Here is a 16276-nt window from a genome sequence, read left to right as displayed (position 1 = left end):
CGGCACCGGCCCATCCGGGCTGGAAACCCGAACCGACGCCCCCCGAACGGACGACATTCCGTGCATGCCCGGCTTGCGCGGGGGATAAGCGTTATTGTGGTTTGGCGAATCGTCCACCCTTGTTTATGAACCGAGGCCCATGACGCGGTACGTTTTCATCACCGGCGGCGTGGTCTCCTCGCTCGGCAAGGGTCTCGCATCGGCCGCCCTCGCGGCTCTGCTCCAGGCGCGCGGCCATACGGTCCGCCTGCGCAAGCTCGACCCCTACCTCAACGTCGATCCGGGCACCATGAGCCCGACGCAGCACGGCGAGGTGTTCGTCACCGACGACGGCGCCGAGACCGACCTCGATCTCGGCCATTACGAGCGCTTCACCGGTCTGCCGGCGACGCGGGCCGACAACATCACCACCGGCCGGATCTACCTCGACATCATCACCAAGGAGCGGCGCGGCGACTATCTCGGCGCCACCATCCAGGTGATTCCGCACGTCACCAACGCCATCAAGGCGTTCGTGCTCGAGGGCAACGAGGCGTTCGACTTCGTCCTCGTCGAGATCGGCGGCACGGTGGGCGACATCGAGGGCCTGCCGTTCTTCGAGGCGATCCGCCAGCTCGGCCAGGAACTGCCGCGCGGCGCCACGGCCTTCGTCCACCTCACCCTGCTGCCCTACATCCCGTCCGCCGGCGAGTTGAAGACCAAGCCGACCCAGCACTCGGTGAAGGAGCTGCGCTCCATCGGCATCCAGCCCGACATGCTGCTGTGCCGCTGCGACCGGCCGATTCCCGTGGACGAGCGCCGCAAGCTCGCCCTGTTCTGCAACGTGCGCGAGACCGCCGTCATCGAGGCGCGCGACGTCGCCTCCATCTACGACGTGCCGCTGTCCTACCGCGAAGCCGGACTCGACCGCGAGGTGCTGGCGCATTTCGGGATCACACCGAAGGGCGAGCCGGACCTGACCAAGTGGCAGACCATCTCCGAGCGCGTGCGCAACCCCGAGGGCGAGGTCTCCATCGCCATCGTGGGCAAGTACACGGGCCTCAAGGACGCCTACAAGTCGCTCACCGAGGCCCTGACCCATGGCGGCATCGCCCACCGGGTGAAGGTCAACCTCGAATGGATCGAGGCCGAGGTGTTCGAGCGCGAGGACCCCGCGCCGTTCCTCGAAGGCATCAACGGCATCCTCGTACCCGGCGGCTTCGGCCAGCGCGGCGCGGAGGGCAAGATCCGGGCGGCACGTTACGCCCGGGAGCGGAAGATTCCGTATTTCGGCATCTGCTTCGGCATGCAGATGGCGGTGATCGAGGCGGCTCGGTCGCTGGCCGACGTGCCGGATGCGAACTCGACGGAGTTCGGCGAGACCACGGAGCCCGTGGTCGGCCTCCTCACGGAATGGCTGCGCGGCAACGAACTGGAGCAGCGCGCGGCCGCTGGCGACCTCGGCGGCACCATGCGGCTCGGCGCCTACGACGCGACGCTCCACGCCGACACGAAGATCGCCGAGATCTACGGCACCACTGCCATCTCCGAGCGTCACCGCCATCGCTACGAGGTCAACATGGCCTATCGCGAGCGCCTGGAGGCCCGGGGTCTGCGCTTCTCCGGCCTGTCGCCCGACGGGCTGCTGCCGGAGACCGTGGAGCATGTCGGCCACCCGTGGTTCATCGGCGTGCAGTTCCACCCGGAGCTGAAATCCCGACCGTTCGAGCCGCATCCGCTGTTCCAGAGCTTCGTCGGCGCCGCCATCGTGCAGAGCCGGCTGGTCTGAGCCGGGACGACGCGCCGCGCCGGGAAACGTTTCCGCGCGACGCATGAGCGCTTCCTTATCCTCCCCGGCATGCCTAACTCTGGTGCCGACAGGACTCGGGTCGCTCGCGCCCCGTGTCGTCGCGACCGGGCCAGGAGGGGGCGTGACCGAGATCCTGTTCTACCACCTGCAGCACCAGCCCCTGGAGCGGGTGCTGCCGAGCCTCGTCGAGCGCTCCTTGGAGCGGCAATGGCGCGCGGCGATCCAGGTCGCGACGGAAGAGCGGCTCCAGGCCCTCGACGACGGCCTCTGGACCTACACCGACGACAGCTTCCTGCCCCATGGCACCGACCGCGACCCGGATCATGCGGGCCATCCCGTCGTGCTGACCCTGAAGGGCGCCAACCCCAACGGTGCTGCCATCCGCTTCCTCGTCGAGGGGGCAGCCTTGCCGGAGGATGCCGACGATTACGCCCGTATCTGCGTGCTGTTCGACGGCACCGACCAGGACGCGCTCCTGCGCGCCCGCGAACAGTGGAAGGAGGCGAAGGCCGCCGGCCACGCCATCGCCTACTGGCAGCAGGACGAAGACGGCCGCTGGCAGAAGAAAGCCTGATGCGCGCTCCCCGAGGACAGACCATGCAACGCTTCGCCCTCGGCTTCGCGGCCGTGCTGCTCCTGACAAATCCCCTCGCCGCCCAGCCCTCGCCCCCCGGCGAGCGACCGGCTCAGGAAGCCCGCAAGTCCCCCGAGGCGCGGGGGCCGGAGGGGCGCAAGCTCCCGGCCGACGCGGTCACCGAGCACAGCGTCGCCCTGCCGGACGGGCGCACGCTGGCGTTCACGGCCCGGGCCGGCAGTCTTCCCCTGGTGGACGAGGCCGGTAAGCTCCAGGCCGAGATCGCCTTCATCGCCTACTCGATGCCGGGCAGGGCGGGCGCTCAGCGCCCCGTCACCTTCGCCCTCAACGGCGGCCCGGGGGCGGCCTCGGCCTACCTCAACATCGGGGCCATCGGGCCCTGGCGCCTGCCCGTCGAGGGCGCGAGCATCAGCCCGTCGGCGCACATCGGCCTGGTGCCCAACGACGGCACTTGGCTCGACTTCACCGACCTCGTCTTCATCGATCCCGTCGGTACCGGGTACAGCCGCGCGGCGGACGGCGACGGCAAGAAGTACTGGAGCGTCGACGCCGATGCCTCGATCCTGTCCTCGGCCATCGCCCGCTGGCTGCGCACCAACGAACGCATGGCCGCGCCGAAGTTCTTCGTCGGCGAGAGCTATGGCGGGTTCCGGGGGCCGCTCATCGCGGCCAAGCTCCAGGAGGAGATCGGCGTCGGCCTGTCCGGCCTCGTCCTGCTTTCACCCGTCCTCGATTTCGCCTGGCTCCAGACCCCCCGCACCACGCCGTGGGGGCATATGCTGAAGCTGCCGTCCTTCGCCGCCGCCGCCATCGAGCGGGCGGGCGGGACGCCGACCCGCGCGACCCTGGCCGAGGCCGAGGCCTACGCCACCGGCCCCTACCTCGCCGACCTTCTGAAAGGACCGTCGGATGCGGCCGCCGTCGCACGCCTCGGCGACCGGGTCGGGGCCCTGGCCGGGCTCGATCCGGCCTTCGTGCGGCGTCAGGCCGGGCGGCTCTCGTCGAGCGGTGTCCAGCGCGAGATCGGTCGCGACACCGGACGTGTCGCCAGCGCCTACGACACCGGCGTCACAGGCTGGGACCCGGACCCGTCGGCCCTGTCCTCGGGCTTCGAGGACCCGCTGCTCACCGCCATCCAGGCACCGCTCACGAGTGCGATGATCGCCCTCTACGCGGAGCGCTTGAACTGGAAGGTGCCGGATCTGCGCTACGAACTCCTCAACGGCGCGGTCAACCGGAGTTGGACCTGGGGAAGTGGACGCATGGCGCCCGAATCCCTCGGCGCCCTCCGCGGCGCCCTCGCCCTCGACGGCAACCTGCGGGTGCTGGTCGCCCACGGCTTCACCGATCTGGTGACGCCCTATTTCGCCTCGAAGCTCCTCATCGACCAGATGCCGGCCTTCGGCGGCGGGCGCTTGAGCCTCTCCGTGTACCCCGGCGGACACATGTTCTATTCCCGTCCGGATTCCCGCGCCGCCTTCCACAAGGACGCCGCCGCGCTGTTCGAAGAGGCGCTCAAGGCACGCGGCACGGTGGTGGAGCCGCAAAAGCCCACGCAGAAGGATAAATTGTGATCCCACGCCCCGCCCATCGGTTGTCGCCCCTTGGGCTCCTCGTCCTCGCCGGCTGGGGGCTTTCCGCCTGTACAAGCACGGAGACGCGGTCGCCCGAGCCGGTGCCGGTGGCGACGCCCGCCCCGAGGCCCGCTCCAGCCCCGGCTTTCTCGGGGCCGGTGCTGAACGGGGACGGAAGTTGTTCCGGTCCGGTTCCCACCGGGGCGACCGCCATCGAACCCGGCATCGGCGAATGCGATCTCGTGCGCCTGAAGGGCAAACCGCCCACCGACGTCCTCGTCGGAGAGGGCCGCTCGGGCCGCGAGGTGCAGGTGCTCTATACGGAGCCCGGCGCCAAGGAGCTGTACTTTTTCGTCAACAACCGCCTCGACCGGATCGTGAAGTAGCGCATCGCCTCAGTAGCTCGGCACCAGCCGCTCCTCCGGCATCGGCGCTTCGAGATGGAAGCGCAGGCCCGCCGGGTCGTAGTCGATGGCCACGAGGGCATTGCATTGCTGGGCCAGCACCCGCTGTAGCAGGGTCGAGCCGAAGCCCTTGCGCTCCGGCACGGAAACGGGCGGGCCGCCGCATTCCGTCCAAGTGAGGTTGAGCGTCCGGCCGCTCTCCGTCTGTGCCACCGACCACGTCACGGTGATCCGGCCGCCCGGCTGCGACAGGGCGCCGTGCTTCGCCGCGTTGGTGGTCAACTCGTGGAACGCCATCCCGGCCGGAACCGCGAGGTCGGCGGCGAGCTCGATGGCCGGTCCGTCGAGGGCGATGCGTCCGCCATCCGCCGCGTTGTAATGGCCGAGTTCGTTCTGCAGCAGCTCGTGCAGGGGCGCCGTCTGCCAGTAATCCTCCGTCAGCAGGGTGTGGGTCTTGCCGAGGGAGACGATGCGGTCCGAGAACGAGCTGTAGAACGCCTCGATGGTCTTCGTGCTGCGCGCCGTCGCCCCGAGCAGGCCCTGCACCGTCGCAAGGGTGTTCTTCACGCGGTGATGCAGTTCGCGAATCAGGAGCGCCTGACGCTCGTGGGTCTTCTGACGTTCCAAGAGATGCGCCTCGACTTCCCATTGCCGACGCCGCGCGCGCAGCGCCGAGCGCACGGCGCTGGCCAAGACGGCGGGGTGGAACGGGCGCTCGAGGACGGTGACGTTGCCGAGGAGGCTGGTCAGCCGTTCGTCGGGCGTCGCCCCGCGGTGATTCAGGAGCACGAAGGGGAAGTCCGACCAGGGCGGCTGGCGCTCGACCCAACCGGCGATGTCCCGGCGATCGGACTTGAGAAGCGCTTCCTCGGTGACCACCGCGCAGGCCGCGCCGTCGAGACCGGCGACGAGATCCTCGAGGCTGGTCTCGATCCGCGATGGAATCCCGACCTGGCGTAGGATCGCGGCGGCCACGGCTCCGTCCCGACCGACGGGCGCCAGGATCAGGACGTTGGCGTCACGGCTTGGCATGGCTGGCGCCGGCCTGGGTCTCGGAGGTGCGAGTCGGCTTGCCCGTTTCCCGGTCGTCGAGAAGATCGCGGCGGTCGCCCTCGTAGGTCGGCACGCCGGTGAGAACGCCGCGGAAGCCCGTCAGCGCTTCGCCCACGCGCAGGCCCTGGGTGTCGATCCGGAATTCCCGGATCGTGTCCTCGTGCATGCCAGTGCGCTTCTTCAGCACCGAGAGGGCGCGGCGTACCCGGCCGGAGGCCTCGAAGAACCGCAGCATCACCACCGCGTCGCTGACGTAGGTGAGGTCGACGGGTGAATCCATTCGCCCGACCATGCCGTGCTGGGCAAGGATCAGGATGGTCACCACGCCCTGCTGGTTCAGGTAGGTCACGAGCTCGTGCATCTGAAGAACGAGGGCGGGCTGGCCCGTCATAGCGCTCATGTAGCCGGTGAGACTGTCGATGACGACGATCCGGCTGCCGTCGTTCTCGACGGCGTCGCGGATACGGCCGGCGAAATCACCCGGCGAAACATCGGCCGGATCGATCTGCTCGACGCGCAGGAGCCCATCCGCGACGAAACCGCTGAGATCCATGCCGACACCGGCGGCACGCCGCAGAAGAATGCCGATGGTCTCGTCGAAGGACAGGATGAGCGCACGCTCCTTCCGTCGGAGGGCGGCGGCGAGATAGCTGAGCGCGAGGGTCGATTTGCCGGCGCCCGAGGGGCCGATCACCAGGGTCGTAGTGCCCCGGTCGAGGCCGCCACCGAGCGCCCGGTCGAGTTCGGGCACGTCGCTGGAGACGGTCTCCTCCGGAAAGGTCGTGTGATGCCCGGCGGCCACGAGGCGGGGGTAGGCGCGCAGGCCACCCTTCCGGATGGTGAAGTCGTGATAACCGCCGTGATACTTCGTGCCGCGCATCTTGATGACATGCAGGCGACGGCGCCCGGCGCCGTAATCCGGCGTCACCTGCTCCAGGCGGATCACCGCATGGCTGATGGAGTGGAGATTGAGGTCGTTCTCCTCCGCGCTGAGGTCGTCGAGCATCAGCACGGTGGCGTTGTTGAGAAGAAAGTAGCTCTTGAGCGCCAGCACCTGGCGCCGGTAGCGCAGGGACCCCTGGGAGAGCAGGCGGATTTCCGACAGGCTGTCGAACACCACCCTGGACGGATTGACCCGCTCGATCTCCGCCAGGGCCATCCGCACGGTCTCGCCGAGTTCGAGGTCGGAGGAATGAACGAGACTCTGCTGCAGCTTCGCGTCGAGGCTGAGTTCGGGTGGGACGAGCTCGTAGATGTCGATGCCGTCGAGGCTCCAGCCGTGGCGTTCGGCCACCGACAGGAGTTCGCGCCGGCTCTCCGAGAGGGTGATGTAGAGCGCACGCTCACCGAGCTTCACGCCGTCCATGAGGAACTGCAGGCCGAGGGTGGTCTTGCCGCTGCCCGGGCGCCCTTCGATGAGGTGGGCCCGCTGGGCCGCATAGCCGCCGTTGAGAATGTGATCGAGCCCCGGTACCCCCGTGGGGATCGGCATGGCGTCGGCGGTGGCGGGGGTGGTCATTCGGCGACTCTGTTCATCGGGGCCTTGTCATCAAGGCCTTGGGTACCCAAGGGCCGAGCCGGCGAAGCGTCTTCGACCGACGGGCAAAAGATACGCCATTCTCTCGTTCCCGGCGCCGTTGAACGGGTGGGAGCGGGCGGGGTTCCACCCGGGCCTGCGTGGCATAGAGCTTCCCCGCGTCCCGACCGGACCGCCGACGCTTCACCGCAGCATTCTTGCGGATCAGTCAAGCCTTTGCAGAAGGCCCCCGGCACCGTATCACCACCGGCCTTGACCGCATGGAGCGGTCCGTCCGGGTCGGTCACGCCCGCGAAGCCCTTTCGAGCCGACGGAACCCGGACTGTCCGATGCGCGAACCGAACGCGATCGATTTCTGGCGCGGGCTCGCCCTCGTCACGATCTTCGTCAACCATATCCCCGGCAACACCTTCGAGCGCTATACCTATTCGCAGTACGGCATCTCGGACGCGGCCGAGCTGTTCGTGTTCCTCGCCGGCTGGTCCATCGGCATCGCCACGCGGGGACGGGACGGACGCCCCGAACCGCGCCTGAAATCCGTGCTGCGACTCCTGTCGCGGACCATTGAGGTCTATCGGGCGCAGATCACCACCATGGCCCTCGCCCTGGCGATGATCGCCGGCACCGCCCTGGTTCTCGACAATCCGCTTCTCCTCGAATGGCACAATGCCGGCGGGTTCTTCGCCGATCCGATCCAAACCATGGTCGGCTTCGCGCTGCTGACCCATCAGCTCGGCTTCTTCAACATCCTGCCGCTCTACGTGGTGCTCCTCGGCATCGCACCGATCTTCGTGTTGCTGGCCCGTGTCAGCCGCGTCGCCGCGCTGGCCCTGTCGTTCGGGCTCTACTTCGCGAGCCTGGTGTTCGACTTGAATCTGCCGTCCTGGCCGGGGGAGGGCGACTGGTTCTTCGATCCCCTGTGCTGGCAGCTTCTCCTCGTCCTCGGGTTCGTCGCCGAGGACTGGAACCGGCGCTCCCCGTGGCTGCGGACCTGGTCCGTCCGTCTCGTGCCCCTCGGCATCGCCATCGTGCTGACGGGCATCGTCCTGTCGGTCCTCGAGATCCGGCCCGATCCCCTGCTGGTGCCGGAGCCGCGCCTGCTCTTCACCTTCGACAAGACCTACCTGACCCCCGCCCGGCTGATCCACTTCCTCGGGATGCTGCTCGCGTTCCAGACCCTCTACGCCGTGCTGGCACCACGCCTCGGCCCGGTGGCGGGCTACCTCGCCGGCCTCGGCCGCAACTCCCTCGCCGTGTTCTCCATCGGATCGCTCCTGAGTCTGGCCGCGCAACTCGTCCGCTTCTGGACGGGTGGCGGTGTCTTCGTTGACGTTTCCGTCGTAGGATCGGGCCTGATCGCACTGGGTTTCACCGCATGGTTCGTCGAATGGCGCTCCCGCAAGCCGCGGCCCTCCTCGCCGCCAGCCTGACGCTCGCCGTCGGCCTGACACTTGCCGCAACCTGCCGCCCCGTCCGCGCCGAGCCGTCGGCGCCCGCGCCCACCGCGGGCCCGGCCACCGTGGTCTCGCCGCCGAAGACCATGGTGATGACCGCGCCGGGGCCGGACGGCGCCGAGGCCCTCGACGTCACCCTGTCGCCGGAATGCCGGGTGCCCGGCTCGAAGCTGTACACCCTAGCGCGTCTCGGCGCGGTGAAGCTCGCCCTGACGGAGAAGCGGCCGGTGCGGGTGCTCACCGTGGGCTCGTCGTCGGCCGGCCCCGGCGCGTCGGCGACCTATCCGGTGAAGCTGGAGACCGCCCTGGAGCGCTCCCTGCCCGATGTCGACGTGGTGGTGGAGAGCCGGGGCATGCAGGGCGAGATCGCGTCCGGCGCCGCCGAGCGCTTGCGCAACATGGTGGCCGAGATCGAGCCCGACCTCGTGATCTGGCAGGTCGGCACCCACGACGCCCTCGCGCGGGTGGACGCGGAGGATTTCGCCAACGCCCTCGACGAGACCGTGCAGTGGATCAAAGGCCACGAGATCGACGTGGTGCTGGTCACCCCGGTCTATACGGCGAGCCTCGCGGCGGACGAGTATTACAACAGCCTGGTGCGCAAGGTTCAGGAGGTGGCAGTCCGCGAGGGCGTGCCCCTGGTGCAGCGCTACGAGGCGATGCGCTACCTGTCGGGCCAGGGCCAGAAGGGGGAGGGGCACCTGCTCGGTTCCCAGTTCCGCCTCAACGACCTCGGCCTGCGCTGCATGGCCGAACACGTCACCCGCGCCATCACCCTGTCGCTTCTCCAGGCCGATACCGTCGTCACCGGAACCACGAAGACGCCCACGGCCGTGATCGTCCCGCCGCGCGATGCGGCGGTCAAGGCGGCGTCCCCACCGCCGTCCATCCTCGTCGCCCCCGGCGATTGATGCCGAGAGCGCTCTCCGCCGAAGTGGATGTCGGTTCGACGGAAAAGAGCGCGGCAAAATTAAAGGTTTCGCGATACGTCCCGACCCAACGTGGTCGGGCGCGGCTCTAGCCGACGCGCCGATTCCGGGTCGTCGCACTTAACCCCCTCGCAAGGCCGGTGCGCTAGACCCGATCGTCGGGCCAGGGACGCACGAATGGGCATGGCGACGGATCGCATCGGCGCATCGGTTTGGGGCACCCTCGCGGCGCGTCTGCGCGGAGCCCGCTCCGGGCCGGCCCGGGCCGCCCTCGACGTGTTTGCCATCCGCATCGCTTCGGCCGGCTTCGCCTACGTCGCGCAGGTTCTCATGGCCCGCCTCATGGGCGGCACCGAGTACGGCATCTTCGCGGCCGTCTGGGTCTGGATCGGCATCCTCGGCCATTCGGCGACCCTCGGCCTGTCGCAGGGGGCTTGCCGCTTCCTGCCGGCGGACCAAGCCGTGGGCCGCGACGACGCGGTGCGGGGCTTCCTCTTCGGCGGCGCCGTGGTCACGCTGCTGGCCGCCGGCCTGCTGGCGGGTGCCGGGCTCCTCGTCCTCCGGGCGGAGGGAACGCTGCTCGCCGGCCCCTACGGTGCGCCGATCCTGCTCGCCGCCGCCATCCTCCCCCTGTTCGCCCTGCAGGATTTCTGCGAGGGCGTCGCCCGCAGTCAGAATTGGGCGGTGCTCGCCATCGCGCCGCCCTACCTCCTGCGCCAGGGGCTCATCATGGCGGCGATGGTGGGGGCGGTGTGGTCCGGCGCTCCGGCCGAGGCCTGGGTCGCCGTCGCCTGCACCCTCCTGGCCACGGCGCTCGCGGCGTCCCTCCAGGCTATCTGTCTCATCCGCCGCCTGCGTGCCGCCCATCCGCCCGGGCCGCGCGCCTATCGCTGGCGCCCCTGGCTGCGCGCCTGCCTGCCCATCGCCCTGACGGATCTCGCCAGCGCCGGGTTCAACGTCGTCGACGTGGTGATCCTCAGCGCCCTGATGCCGCCCGCCACCGTGGGCCTGTACTTTGCAGCCACCCGCATCCAGCAATTCGTCGCCTTCGTGCATTTCGCCGCCTCCGCCGCCACGGCGCAGCGCTTCACCGCCGCCCATGCGGCCGGGGACCGGGGCGGCCTCGCCGCCCTGGTGCGGATGCAGGGCGCCCTGACCCTGGCGGCGACGCTTCTCGTCGGGGCCGGCGTGCTGGCGGCCGCGCCCCTGCTCCTTGGTCTGTTCGGCCCCGAATTCCGCGACAGCCTGCCGATCCTCGCGGTTCTGGTGGCGGGCAGCGTCGCCGCGAGCGTCTTCGGGCCGGGCGAGGACCTTCTGACCATGCTGGGCGGCGAGGGCGTCTGCGCGGCCGTCACCCTGGCGATGCTCTGTCTCGCCGCCGGTTTGTGCTGGGTGCTGGTGCCGCCCTACGGCGTCATCGGCGCCGCGATCGCCATGGCGGTCGCCACCACCGTGCGGGGCCTCGCCATGGCGATCGCCGCCCACGCGATCCACGGCCTCGCCACGCCGGTCCGGCTCGGCTCCTTTCGGACACGACACCGATGATCGCTCCGACCCGCCGGATATCCGGACCCGATCCGACCTTCGCCGTCGTCGCTCTCACCGACCTCTCCCGGCACGGGGCCGCCTGGGACGGCCTCTTCGCGCGGGCCATCGATCCGCACCCGCATTACAGCCGCCACGTTCTGGAGGCGCACCGCAGTGCCGGCCTCGTGTCGGACGATCTGCGGATCGTCACGGTGCGGTCCGGCGACCGCCTCGACGCCGTTCTGCCGTTCCGGCTCACCTACGACCTGTGCGGCCTCGGCCGTCCCGTCGCCCGTCCGTTCCTGTCGCCGTTCGTCACCGCGACCCTGCCCCTCGTCGCCGACGGACCGGAGCTGTCGGCGACCCTCGCTTCCCTCGTGGCGGGCCTGCGCGCCGCATCCGGCGGGCGGCCCTGGCGCTGGCCGCTGCTCACCACCGGGACCCACCTCGGACGGGCACTCTCCGCCGCCTTGAACGCGGCGGGCTGGGCGCTCGGCGAGGTCGACGCCTTCCCGCGGCCGGTGCTCGATCGGCGCGCCAGTCTCGCTGCCTTCGAGGCCGACCATCCCAACCGGGCGCGTCTCAAGGATCTGCGCCGGCGCCGGCGCAGGCTGTCGGAGGGGGGTGACCTGACCCTGGAGACCGCCATCGCAGGTGAACCCCTGCGCGCGGCCGTAGCGGCTTTCCTGGCCCTGGAACAGGCCGGATGGAAGGGCGCCGCCGGAAGCGCCTTGGCATGCCGCACCTCGCATGCCGCCTTCGCGCGGGCGCTCTTTTCCGATGCGGGCGGGCCTGTCGGCGCGCGGGCGGATCTCCTCATGCGCGACGGGCGCCCCCTCGCCATCAGCCTCGCGCTCGTTGCCGGCGGGACCGCCTGCCTGCTGAAGACCACCTACGACGAAGCCGAGCGGGCCGGGGCGCCGGGCCTCGTGCTCGAAGCCGAGATCGTGCGCGCGCTTCACGAGACCGGCTTCGCCGAGCGCCTGGACTCCGCGACCCTCGCTGGCTCGGCTCTGGAAAGCCTCTACCCGGATCGCGAGACCGTCGCGGATATCATCGCTGCTCCCGAGGGCGTGCGCGGGCTCGTGTCCGTCGAGCGGCGGGTTCGTCTCGCCCGGTTCGAGCACGCCGCCCGGGCGCAAGCGAAGCGACGTCTCGCCGAGAGCGCGTTGGCTCAGAGGTTGATGGGCAGGGGCTGACGCCCCACATCGTGCCTCGCGACTGGCTCACATCGGTTCGCCAGACAGGAAGCGCCGTATGTTTCGCCCGACCCTCGCCCTCACCGGAGCCTTGTTCCTCGCCATGACCACAGCGTCTTCCGCCGCCGAGACCGTGACCCTGCCCTCCGGGCTCCAGTACCGCGACGAGGTCGTCGGCACCGGACCCGAGCCGAAGGCCGGCCAGAAGGTCAGCGTCCACTACACGGGCTGGCTCGACGACAACGGCAAGCCGGGCAAGAAATTCGATTCCTCGCGGGATCGCGGCACGCCCTTCACCTTCACGCTCGGCGCCGGTCAGGTCATCGCCGGCTGGGATACGGGCGTCGCCACCATGAAGACCGGCGGCAAGCGCACCCTCATCATCCCGTCCGACCAGGGTTATGGCGCACGCGGTGCCGGTGGCCTGATCCCGCCCAACGCCACTCTGATCTTCGATGTTGAGCTTCTCGGCGCCAAGTAGGCCGAACACTTCAAGCTGGCTCAACACGCGAAAGGCCGGATCGGGTTGCCCCGATCCGGCCTTTCTTCGTTTCTCAAACCCGATCGGGCTGCGCCTCACTCGCCCGAGAGGGCGGCCTTGGTGCGGGACCACCAGCCGGCGCGCTTGGGCCGGTCGGGATCGAACGGCGTCAGGACCACGGCGACGGGCTCGGGCGTGGGAGCCGCAACCGCAGGCTCCGCGCTCGGCTCGACCTCGGCGGGCGCTGGCGCCCGGGAAGCCTGCTCGTCGACCTGCGCTGCGGCCGGCTCGGGCGCCGAGGCGACGGGCAGATCCTCGGCGACAGGCAGATCCTGTCCAACCGGCAGATCCTGGCTGACGGGGTCGGCGCTCGCCTGCGTCGCCGCGATGACGGCTTCCGCGCTCACCGGCTCCTCGCCGCCCGCGAAGGCCGTGGGGGCATCGGCCACGGTCTCGGACTCCGAGGCCTCGGCGTCCGTGTCCGTCGACTCGCTCGCAGTGTCGCGCGAACGGCTGTCCCGATCGCGCCCCCGGCCACCGCGACGGCCCCGGCGACGGCGACGGCCGGAGCCGTCATCCTCGCCCGTGGTGACGATCTCGGTCGAGCCGTTGACCTCGGAGCCCGTCTCCTCGGCCTGGGGCGTCGATCCGGCCTCATCGGACTCGTCTTCTTCGGACTCCGACCGGCCTTCGTCCTCGCCGCCCACCTGAGCGCCGCTATCCTGACGTCCACCACGACGGCGCCGACGCCGGCGACGGCCGCCGCGGCCTTCGCCGCCTTCGTTGGTTCCCTCGCGGGCCTCCTCGGTGTCGGACGCCTGAGATTCGGTCTCCGCTTCGGCCTCGGCGGTCTCGACCACCTCGTCCTCGAACTCCTCGTCGTCCTCCGTCTCCATCGCCGGGTTGATGGCGATGGCGCGGACGCCCGTGATGGCGCCCTCGGCGCGTACGGCCGGCTCGCCGCGGTCGAGCTGGAACGCCGCCGTGGTGGCGAGGCGCTCGTCGGCCGCGATGGTCACGGTCACGCCGAAGCGCACCTCCAGCTCGTGCAGGTGGCCGCGCTTCTGGTTGAGGATGTAGAGCGCGGCTTCCGTGCGGGTGCGCAGCACGAGGTTGTGCGTGGCACTCTTGAGGAGCGATTCCTCGATGGCGCGCAGGATCTGCAGGGCCACCGACGCCGTGGCGCGCACGAAGCCGGAGCCGCCGCAATGGACGCACGGGAGCGAGGAGCTCTCGAGCATGCCGGTGCGGATGCGCTGACGGCTCATCTCGAGCAGGCCGAAGGGCGAGATGCGGCCGACCTGGATGCGGGCGCGGTCGTTCTTCAGGCACTCGTTGAGCTTCTTCTCGACCGCGCGGTTGTTGCGCTTCTCCTCCATGTCGATGAAGTCGATGACGACGAGGCCGGCGAGATCGCGCAGGCGCAGCTGGCGGGCGACCTCCTCGGCCGCCTCCAGGTTGGTGCGGAGCGCCGTGTCCTCGATGTCGTGCTCGCGGGTCGAGCGGCCCGAGTTCACGTCGATGGAGACGAGGGCCTCCGTCGGATTGATGACGAGGTAGCCGCCGGACTTCAGGGTGACGTGGGTCGAGAACATCGCGTCGAGCTGCTGCTCGACCCCATGGCGCGCGAAGATCGGCGTCGGGTCGCGGTAGGGCTGCACCACCTTCGACTGGCCGGGCATCAGCATGCGCATGAAGTCGCGCGCCTCGCGGTAGGCCGCGTCGCCCGCCACCAGAATGTCGTCGATGTCCTTGTTGTAGAGGTCGCGGATGGCGCGCTTGATGAGCGAGCCTTCCTCGTAGACGAGGGCCGGGGCCGAGGAGGACAGCGTCAGCTCGCGCACGCTCTCCCACAGGCGCATGAGGTATTCGAAGTCGCGCTTGATCTCCGGCTTGGTGCGGGACGCGCCGGCCGTGCGCAGGATGACGCCCATGCCCTCGGGCACCTCCAGATCCTGCGCGACCTCCTTGAGGCGCTTTCGATCGGCGGCGCTGGTGATCTTGCGCGAGATGCCGCCACCGCGGCCGGTGTTGGGCATCAGCACCGAGTAGCGGCCGGCGAGCGACAGGTAGGTGGTGAGCGCCGCGCCCTTGGTGCCGCGCTCTTCCTTGACGACCTGCACCAGGATGATCTGGCGGCGCTTGATCACCTCCTGGATCTTGTAGTGGCGTCGATAGGTGCGCGGGCGCTCGGGGATCTCGGCCAGGGCGTCGCCGTTGCCGCCGACCTGGGCGATCTTGGGCTCGCGCTCGCCGTCCTCGCCCTCGTGGTCCTCGTCGTCGTCCTCGTCCGAATCGTCGTCTTCGTCGGAATCCTCATCCGAATCGTCGTCTTCGTCCTCGTCCTCCTCATCGGACTCGTCCTCGTCGGATTCGTCCTCGGAGGTCTCGGCTGGGGCCGCGACGGGTTCGGCCGACCCGCCCATGGGCGCGGCTTCGAGGGCGATCTCGGCGGCCGGCTCGACATGAGGCGCCGAGGCGACGTGCGCCTCGGCGGTGATGTGCGGCTCGGGAGCCGCTCCAGTCGCCTGAGTCTCGGTTGCGGAAGCGTCCGTCGCGGGTGCCTCGTCGGCATTCGCCTGGGCAACGGCTTCCTCCGTGGATTCCACGGCGTGCTCGGCCTGAGCCAGCTCGGCGGACGCATCGCTGCCCGTCTCGGCCGAAGGCGCCGCCGTGTCGTCGAACCCGGACACGGTCTGCTCACCGACGTTCACGGCCGAGACGTCCGTCTCGGCGGCGTCGGCCGACGGATCCGCGACGCTCACGGTCTCGGCGGTCTTGGCCGAGGCGGCCTCGGCGCGGCGGCCGCGCGAGCGGCGGCGGGGCTTGCGCTCCTCACGCTCGCGATGCTCCTCGGCGTCGCGCGCCTCGTCCTCGAGCAGGGCCTGCCGGTCGGCGAGCGGGATCTGGTAGTAGTCGGGATGGATCTCGCTGAAGGCGAGGAAGCCGTGGCGGTTGCCGCCGTACTCGATGAAGGCCGCCTGGAGCGAAGGCTCCACCCGCGTCACCTTGGCGAGGTAGATGTTGCCCCGAAGCTGGCGCCGGTTGGCGGCTTCGAAGTCGAATTCCTCGACCCTAGACCCGTGGACCGTGACGACCCGGGTCTCCTCCGGGTGCATCGCATCGATGAGCATCTTGTTGTTGTTGGCCATGACGAACTTTCGACAGGGCGGCCGACGTCGTTCTCCTCGAACCGAGCGGCTCCCGTGGCGTGCCGCCCCGTCCCGGCCCATCGGGCCGGACGGTCAACGCGCGCGACGATCCGAAAACGCGGATCGCGGGAACTGTGGGGAAGGGATTGCCGTCAACCGCCTTTGGGCGCCGGTGATCGGCGCGCGTGGGGTTGATCCTGGTCAGGGCCGACGGGACTGCGGCGCCACGCGAAACGCGCATGCGTCGAACACGAGCAACGGCAACCGATGCTGTGTGTCCTCCCATCCTCTCCCTGACCTCGCGAAGACTCTTGGGCCGGATACCGCCGGCCACGGATTTCAAAGAATGGCCGCGAGCCGAGCGGCCGCAGCTTGAACCGTCACCTGCCCGGCTCTTTGGAGCACCGGCGAGCATGGCGCGGGAACCGACGGCGAAGACGCCCGAGCGATCACTCGAAACGTCCGCGGGCCGCGGAGCATACCGCACGGCACCGGGAAGGGTACAGTTTCATTACAGATCGCCGCAGGGATTTGGCAAGATGGAAACGCCGCACGTCCCGCGATAAGTCCCTTCCACGACGG

The 16276-nt window shown here is 69.8% G+C and carries 12 protein-coding genes; 9 read left to right on the top strand and 3 right to left on the bottom strand.

The features are described from left to right. The first annotated feature begins 139 nt into the window (after positions 1 to 139). From ASF22_RS00575 to ASF22_RS00560, 4 genes are all read left to right on the top strand, one after another. Complete coding sequence (locus tag ASF22_RS00575; protein ID WP_056260577.1) at positions 140 to 1768, top strand: CTP synthase; 1629 nt, start codon at positions 140 to 142, stop codon at positions 1766 to 1768. Between the two features lie 142 nt (positions 1769 to 1910). Continuing rightward, complete coding sequence (locus ASF22_RS00570) at positions 1911 to 2363, top strand: DNA polymerase III subunit chi (RefSeq protein WP_056169957.1); 453 nt, start codon at positions 1911 to 1913, stop codon at positions 2361 to 2363. 23 nt (positions 2364 to 2386) lie between these two features. Next, the gene (locus tag ASF22_RS00565) at positions 2387 to 3958 is read left to right on the top strand and encodes a peptidase S10 (protein WP_200927062.1); all 1572 of its coding nucleotides are present in this window, start codon (positions 2387 to 2389) and stop codon (positions 3956 to 3958) included. Further along, positions 3955 to 4344 (top strand): hypothetical protein, encoded by a 390-nt coding sequence (locus tag ASF22_RS00560; protein ID WP_244474164.1) that lies wholly within the window; start codon positions 3955 to 3957, stop codon positions 4342 to 4344. The genes ASF22_RS00565 and ASF22_RS00560 overlap by 4 nt, the downstream gene beginning before the upstream one ends. A 9-nt stretch (positions 4345 to 4353) precedes the next feature. Here the strand turns inward: ASF22_RS00560 and ASF22_RS00555 are convergent, their stop codons facing one another. Together ASF22_RS00555 and ASF22_RS00550 are read right to left on the bottom strand one after the other, a co-directional pair. Next, complete coding sequence (locus ASF22_RS00555; protein WP_056260574.1) at positions 4354 to 5394, bottom strand: sensor histidine kinase; 1041 nt, start codon at positions 5392 to 5394, stop codon at positions 4354 to 4356. Next, a complete protein-coding gene (locus tag ASF22_RS00550; RefSeq protein ID WP_056260572.1) occupies positions 5381 to 6934 on the bottom strand; it encodes an ATPase domain-containing protein in 1554 nt (517 codons plus the stop codon). The genes ASF22_RS00555 and ASF22_RS00550 overlap by 14 nt, the downstream gene beginning before the upstream one ends. A 347-nt stretch (positions 6935 to 7281) precedes the next feature. Between ASF22_RS00550 and ASF22_RS00545 the strand changes: the two genes are divergently transcribed. The 5 genes from ASF22_RS00545 (at position 7282) to ASF22_RS00525 (ending at position 12542) form a co-directional block, all read left to right on the top strand. Then, entirely contained in the window at positions 7282 to 8382 is a 1101-nt protein-coding gene (locus tag ASF22_RS00545) for an OpgC domain-containing protein (protein ID WP_056169944.1), read from the top strand. Beyond that, positions 8340 to 9317, top strand: coding sequence for a GDSL-type esterase/lipase family protein (locus ASF22_RS00540; protein WP_056260571.1), 978 nt, complete (start codon positions 8340 to 8342; stop codon positions 9315 to 9317). The genes ASF22_RS00545 and ASF22_RS00540 overlap by 43 nt, the downstream gene beginning before the upstream one ends. Before the next feature lie 201 nt (positions 9318 to 9518). Further along, positions 9519 to 10880, top strand: coding sequence for a lipopolysaccharide biosynthesis protein (locus ASF22_RS00535; protein ID WP_056260895.1), 1362 nt, complete (start codon positions 9519 to 9521; stop codon positions 10878 to 10880). Continuing rightward, positions 10877 to 12061: a GNAT family N-acetyltransferase gene (locus tag ASF22_RS00530; RefSeq protein ID WP_056260569.1), complete on the top strand. Its 1185-nt coding sequence runs from the start codon at positions 10877 to 10879 to the stop codon at positions 12059 to 12061. The genes ASF22_RS00535 and ASF22_RS00530 overlap by 4 nt, the downstream gene beginning before the upstream one ends. Before the next feature lie 58 nt (positions 12062 to 12119). Next, positions 12120 to 12542 carry an FKBP-type peptidyl-prolyl cis-trans isomerase gene (locus ASF22_RS00525; RefSeq protein ID WP_056169934.1) on the top strand — a complete coding sequence of 141 codons (423 nt, stop codon included), beginning with the start codon at positions 12120 to 12122 and terminating at the stop codon, positions 12540 to 12542. A 95-nt stretch (positions 12543 to 12637) separates the two neighbouring features. On the opposite strand, the gene ASF22_RS00520 is transcribed toward ASF22_RS00525, so the two are convergent. Beyond that, positions 12638 to 15694, bottom strand: a complete 3057-nt coding sequence (locus tag ASF22_RS00520; protein WP_056260567.1) for a ribonuclease E/G — start codon at positions 15692 to 15694, stop codon at positions 12638 to 12640. Positions 15695 to 16276 lie beyond the last annotated feature (582 nt).

It is taken from the genome of Methylobacterium sp. Leaf87 (assembly GCF_001422775.1).
Taxonomy (GTDB): domain Bacteria; phylum Pseudomonadota; class Alphaproteobacteria; order Rhizobiales; family Beijerinckiaceae; genus Methylobacterium.
The sequence above is the reverse complement of the archived record's forward strand: the minus strand, read 5'-3'. Positions and strand labels throughout refer to the sequence as shown.

Bases quoted from the DNA above. Each gene is read 5' to 3' on its own strand.
- ASF22_RS00575 (WP_056260577.1), top strand. From the start codon at position 140: ATGACGCGGTACGTTTTCATCACCGGCGGCGTGGTCTCCTCGCTCGGC.
- ASF22_RS00565 (WP_200927062.1), top strand. From the start codon at position 2,387: ATGCAACGCTTCGCCCTCGGCTTCGCGGCCGTGCTGCTCCTGACAAAT.
- ASF22_RS00555 (WP_056260574.1), bottom strand. From the start codon at position 5,394: ATGCCAAGCCGTGACGCCAACGTCCTGATCCTGGCGCCCGTCGGTCGG.
- ASF22_RS00550 (WP_056260572.1), bottom strand. From the start codon at position 6,934: ATGACCACCCCCGCCACCGCCGACGCCATGCCGATCCCCACGGGGGTA.
- ASF22_RS00545 (WP_056169944.1), top strand. From the start codon at position 7,282: ATGCGCGAACCGAACGCGATCGATTTCTGGCGCGGGCTCGCCCTCGTC.
- ASF22_RS00540 (WP_056260571.1), top strand. From the start codon at position 8,340: ATGGCGCTCCCGCAAGCCGCGGCCCTCCTCGCCGCCAGCCTGACGCTC.
- ASF22_RS00535 (WP_056260895.1), top strand. From the start codon at position 9,519: ATGGCGACGGATCGCATCGGCGCATCGGTTTGGGGCACCCTCGCGGCG.
- ASF22_RS00530 (WP_056260569.1), top strand. From the start codon at position 10,877: ATGATCGCTCCGACCCGCCGGATATCCGGACCCGATCCGACCTTCGCC.
- ASF22_RS00525 (WP_056169934.1), top strand. From the start codon at position 12,120: ATGTTTCGCCCGACCCTCGCCCTCACCGGAGCCTTGTTCCTCGCCATG.
- ASF22_RS00520 (WP_056260567.1), bottom strand. From the start codon at position 15,694: ATGGCCAACAACAACAAGATGCTCATCGATGCGATGCACCCGGAGGAG.